The following is a 4306-nucleotide window of genomic DNA, read 5'->3' on the forward strand; positions in this document are numbered from 1 at the left end:
CGCCGGCCCGGCCGCCCTCCAGGGTCAGCCGGGTCCGGTCGTCGTCGTGGTCGGTCGTCGTCACCGCGAGGCTCGGGTCGCCGCCGCGGGCGGGGTGCACGTCGCATCCCTCGGGGGACGCGACGCACTCGTCCGGGCGCAGGTAGCCCCTGCGCCAGTCGAGGGCGACCCGCAGCGGATCGCCGGCGCGCTTGAGAACGTATCCGGTCATGGTCTTCGGGAAAAAGGCAGGCAGGGAACACACCCCCGTACCGCCCGAGCGGAGGGAGGAGCAGCGACTGGAAGATACGAGGGTGTGCCGGTCCGCCCCGTCAGGCGGGACGGACCTGTTTGCGCCGGCGTCGGGCGGGGTCTCCCCGTTCCTCAGCTCGCCGCAAATTTCAGGAGCTTGATCGCCGCGAAGTCGCTCACGTCACCGCCGATGCGCTTGGTGGCATAGAAGAGCACATGCGGTTTGGCCGAGAAGGGATCGCGCAGGATGCGCAGGTCCGGGCGCTCGGCGACGGTGTAGCCGGCGCGGAAATCGCCGAAGGCGATGGCATAGGCATCCGCCGCGATGTCGGGCATGTCCTCGGCGATCAGCACCGGATAGCCCATCAGCCGCGCCGGCTCGCCGGCAGCCAGGCCGTCCGACCACAGGAACCGGCCGTCCGCGTCCTTCATCTTGCGCACCGCGCCGGCGGTCTTGGAGTTCATCACGAAGGTCGCGTTGGCGCGGTAGCGGGCGCCGAGCGAATAGACCAGATCCACCACCGCATCGGCCGGATCGCTGGCGTTGAAATCGCCGTCCGCCCCGGTCGGCACATAGCCGAGCGAGCCCCAGGCGAAGAGCTCGTTGTCGACCTTGGGATAGCTCAGGAAGCCGGTCGGCTTGTCGTAGCCGTCGCCGGAGATGAAGGCGCTCGCCTCCGCCCGGCTGAACTTGTCGGCGATGCGCTGGGCCAGCCAGCCCTCCACGTCGAAGGCGCTGTCGTCGAGCAGGCGCTGGCTCGCCTTCGGCAGGGCCGAGAGCTCGTGCAGCGGGATCGAGATGCGGTCGACCTGCGGCGTGCCGGTCTCGGTGCGCTCGGAGGTCTCGTTGGCCCAGCCGGCGCCGATGTCGGAATGATCGACCAGCACGTCGAAGGCCGAGGCCTCGACGCTCACCACATTGGCGATGGTGCGGATCGACGCCGAGGAGCGGAGCACGCCGACGATCTCCGCGGCGGTCTGCGGATCGACGAGATAGCCGCCGTCGCCGGCGACGGCGGTCGAGAGCGCCTTTTCCTCGACGCGCAGGCCGCGCAGGCCGTCGTCGTCACCCGAGCGCAGATAGGCCGCGAAGGCCTTCTTGTGCGGCGTTTCGGTCTCGGCGCCACGCGCGAGCGGGGGGCGGGACATGGCGATGGATTTGCGGTCGAGCATGGCCAGCTGGGTTTCCTGTTCCTTGAGCTTCGATTTGATTTCAGACTGAAAATTGTTGAATTCGTTCAGAAACCCGGACAAGGCGGTCTTGACCTCCAGATGCGGGTTCTGACCCGACGCGGCGGCTTCCGCCCGGGACTTCTGTTCAGGTTTCTGCATCAGTGAATTCCTCGGTGACTGATGATTCTGGCGGCGTGAGGTCACGCCAGGAGTTCCCTGGCTTCGCGGAAAGCATCCGTCAGGGTCCGCGCCAGGTCCGCCTCCTCCTCGGAGATCTCGGCCTGCACCCGCGCGTCGGAGAGCATCGGGAAGGTCACGAGCGAGACCTCCCAGAGCTCGATTTCGTGCAGCAGGCGCTTGCCGCCCGCCGCCTTCTCGCTGCGCAAGGTCCGGTAGCCGATCGACAGCCCGTCGATCGCCCCGGCCTTCAGCAGCACCAGCGCCTCGCGCCCGGCCTGCACTTCCGGCAGGAGGCGTCCGCGCACGAAGAGGCCGCGCTTGTCCTCGCGCACCTCGTCCCAGACCCCGATGGGGCGCGAGGGATCGTGCTGCCAGAGCATCTTCACGCCGCGCCCCGCCTTGGCGAGCGCGGCGAGCGAGGCGCCATAGGCGCCCGGCTGCACCACGTCGCCGCCATGATCGGCCGCCCCGAAGATCGAGGCATAGCCCGCGATCTCGGTCTCGTCCTTGAGCGCGAGCTCGCCGTCGAAGCCGCGGAATTTCGTTTCCAGCGGGCTGAATCCGCTTGTCTGATGGATCATTGCACCTTCCCTCAGGAGACCGAGATTGTGATGAGGCCGTAGGCGATGTCGGCCATGATCAGCGAGGCCGCGCCATAGACCGCGAGCCAGATCCGCCGCTCCAGCCGGTCGAGCGTGACCTCGATGTGGTTGAGCCTCCGCTCGAGCTGGGACCAGCGTTCCTGGGTGATGCGTTCGTGCACGTCGATCCTCGCATGGGCGACGTCGAAGGGCTCGTAGAGGAAGCGCGAGCCACCGCCGCGGGCGCTGCCGGACATCAGCTTTCCTGCGACCCCGGCAGGCCGAGCATCTGCCGCTTCTCCGCGTCGCTCAGGAAGGTCGCCTTGGTGATGCGCCGCCAGAGCGCCTCGCGCTCTTCGGCCAGCGCCGGCACGTTGTCCTCGTCGACCTTGATCGCGAAGGGCGTGCCGTAATAGGCCGGCAGCCAGCCCGAGATCGCCGCCAGGGTCTTGGAGACCAGGGGCAGGACCGTCAGCCGGTAGAAGGCGCGATGCGCCTCGGCGTAATTGGCGTAGGTGTTGTCGCCCGGCAGGCCGAGCAGCATCGGCGGCACCCCGAAGGCCAGCGCCACGTCCCGCGCCGCCGCCTCCTTGGTGCGGTGGAATTCCATGTCCGAGGGCGAGAAGCCCATCGGCTTCCAGTCGAGCCCGCCTTCCAGCAGCATCGGCCGCCCGGCGTTGCGCGCGCCCTGGTGATAGGTCTCGAGCTCCTCGACCAGCCGCGAATACTGGTCCGAGGCCAGCGAACCCTGCCCGTCCGCGCCCTTGTAGACGATGGCGCCAGAGGGCCGTGCGGCGTTGTCCAAGAGCGCCTTCGACCAGGTGCTGGCGGAGTTGTGCACGTCGATTGCGCTTGCCGCCGCCTGCAGCGGCGAGAGCCCGTAATGGTCGTCCTGCGGGTGGAAGCTCTTGACGTGCAGCACCGGCACCCGCTCCTGGCGCATGTCGAAGACATGCTTCTGGGCGCCGACGACGTATTCATAGGCCACCGGCCAGCCGTCGGAACCGGGCACCGTCTTCATCCGGTCCGAGCGCAGCACGTAGAGCTCGCGCGGCCCCCCCGAGGCGGTCTCGCCCGCCGCCTCGAGATAGCCGTCCCCGGTCAGGAGCAGATGGCCGTAGAAGGTCTCCATCAGCGCCGCCCCGCTCTGGCCGGCGTTCGGCGCGGCCAAGAGGTCGAGCAGCGGATGCGTGTCGAAGCGCCGGTCGGCGTCCTGCACCACCACCGGCACCGCCGCGGCGGCTTCGGCGATGACCTTGACGCAGCGGAAGGCCACGGGATTGCGCAGGAAGCCGACCTGGGTCAGCGTCGCGGTGTCGCGCGAGGACCAGGCGACCCGCCCGTTGCCGTGGAACGCCACCACCGGCGCCGCCGCCGAGGCCTTCGCTTCGGGAACGGAGCCCTTCGACATGCGGAAATACTGCAAGACCATGAAAAGCTTGCTCCTGAATTGCGAGTTTCGGCGAATGGCCCGCTGGACCGTCGGTCGGTTCAGAGCCGGCGGATGCGCGGCTCGAGATAGCTCGCGGCCGGATCGATCATCAGATCGGTCATCGCCCAGACCAGCGCGTCCACGCGGTCGGGGCTGCCGCTTCCGGTGAAGCCGCTGGTGGTCATGGCGGCCATCTCGGCCTCCAGCTCACGGAACGGTTCGCGATGCGACACCCGTCCCTGCTCGTAGAGGGCGGCGACCGGCTCGGCGCGCGCGACCTTGCCCCGGCTCGCCCGCACCGCCCGGAAGGGCACCAGCGGATCGACCTGGCGGATCAGCGCGGCGACCAGCTCGCCCCCCTGGTTGACCTCGGCCACCAGCCTATCGGCGCGATGGGCGTGGAAGAGCGCCACCGCCCGCTCGGCCCAGCCCCGCGGCGAGGCGCCGGCGATCGAGCCGTCGGCGATCACCTGGGCGATCCAGTCCTGCGGCGGGCCCTTGGCCTCCACCCCGGCGACGACGATGCCGCAGGCGTCCGCCGAGCTGCCGCTGGTCACCGGCGGGTCGACCGCCACCACCACCCGGTCGAGCTCGAAGGCCCGCGGCGCCCGCGCCGCCTCCAGCATGTCCCAGGTCCAGAGCGCGCCCTCGACGTCGAGCATCAGCTCGCCGTCGAGCTCCTGCCGCCCCAGCCGCGTGCCGCCGTAGC

The 4306-nt window shown here is 69.6% G+C and carries 6 protein-coding genes; all 6 read right to left on the reverse strand.

Annotated features, from left to right (window positions below):
* Positions 1–211: phage fiber-tail adaptor protein (locus V7050_RS18630; RefSeq protein ID WP_324411002.1), on the reverse strand; the 211-nt coding region annotated here is incomplete at its 3' end.
* Between the two features lie 152 nt (positions 212–363).
* A complete protein-coding gene (locus V7050_RS18635; protein WP_324367637.1) occupies positions 364–1563 on the reverse strand; it encodes a phage major capsid protein in 1200 nt (399 codons plus the stop codon).
* A 41-nt stretch (positions 1564–1604) separates the two neighbouring features.
* The gene (locus V7050_RS18640) at positions 1605–2165 is read right to left on the reverse strand and encodes an HK97 family phage prohead protease (protein WP_324367639.1); all 561 of its coding nucleotides are present in this window, start codon (positions 2163–2165) and stop codon (positions 1605–1607) included.
* Positions 2166–2176: 11 nt separating this feature from the next.
* On the reverse strand, positions 2177–2422 hold the full coding sequence (locus V7050_RS18645) for a GTA head formation protein, RCAP_rcc01685 family (RefSeq protein ID WP_324367641.1): 246 nt from the start codon (positions 2420–2422) through the stop codon (positions 2177–2179).
* Positions 2422–3597, reverse strand: coding sequence for a phage portal protein (locus V7050_RS18650; protein ID WP_324367643.1), 1176 nt, complete (start codon positions 3595–3597; stop codon positions 2422–2424). Before V7050_RS18650 ends, V7050_RS18645 begins: the two co-directional genes overlap by 1 nt.
* Positions 3598–3656: 59 nt before the next feature.
* Positions 3657–4306: phage terminase large subunit family protein (locus V7050_RS18655; RefSeq protein WP_442885715.1), on the reverse strand; the 650-nt coding region annotated here is incomplete at its 5' end.

The organism is Amaricoccus sp., assembly GCF_036846665.1.
Classification (GTDB): domain Bacteria; phylum Pseudomonadota; class Alphaproteobacteria; order Rhodobacterales; family Rhodobacteraceae; genus Amaricoccus.

Excerpts from the sequence above, each read along its gene's own strand:
- V7050_RS18650 (WP_324367643.1), bottom strand. The coding sequence starts at position 3,597 with ATGGTCTTGCAGTATTTCCGCATGTCGAAGGGCTCCGTTCCCGAAGCG.
- V7050_RS18635 (WP_324367637.1), bottom strand. The coding sequence starts at position 1,563 with ATGCAGAAACCTGAACAGAAGTCCCGGGCGGAAGCCGCCGCGTCGGGT.
- V7050_RS18640 (WP_324367639.1), bottom strand. The coding sequence starts at position 2,165 with ATGATCCATCAGACAAGCGGATTCAGCCCGCTGGAAACGAAATTCCGC.
- V7050_RS18645 (WP_324367641.1), bottom strand. The coding sequence starts at position 2,422 with ATGTCCGGCAGCGCCCGCGGCGGTGGCTCGCGCTTCCTCTACGAGCCC.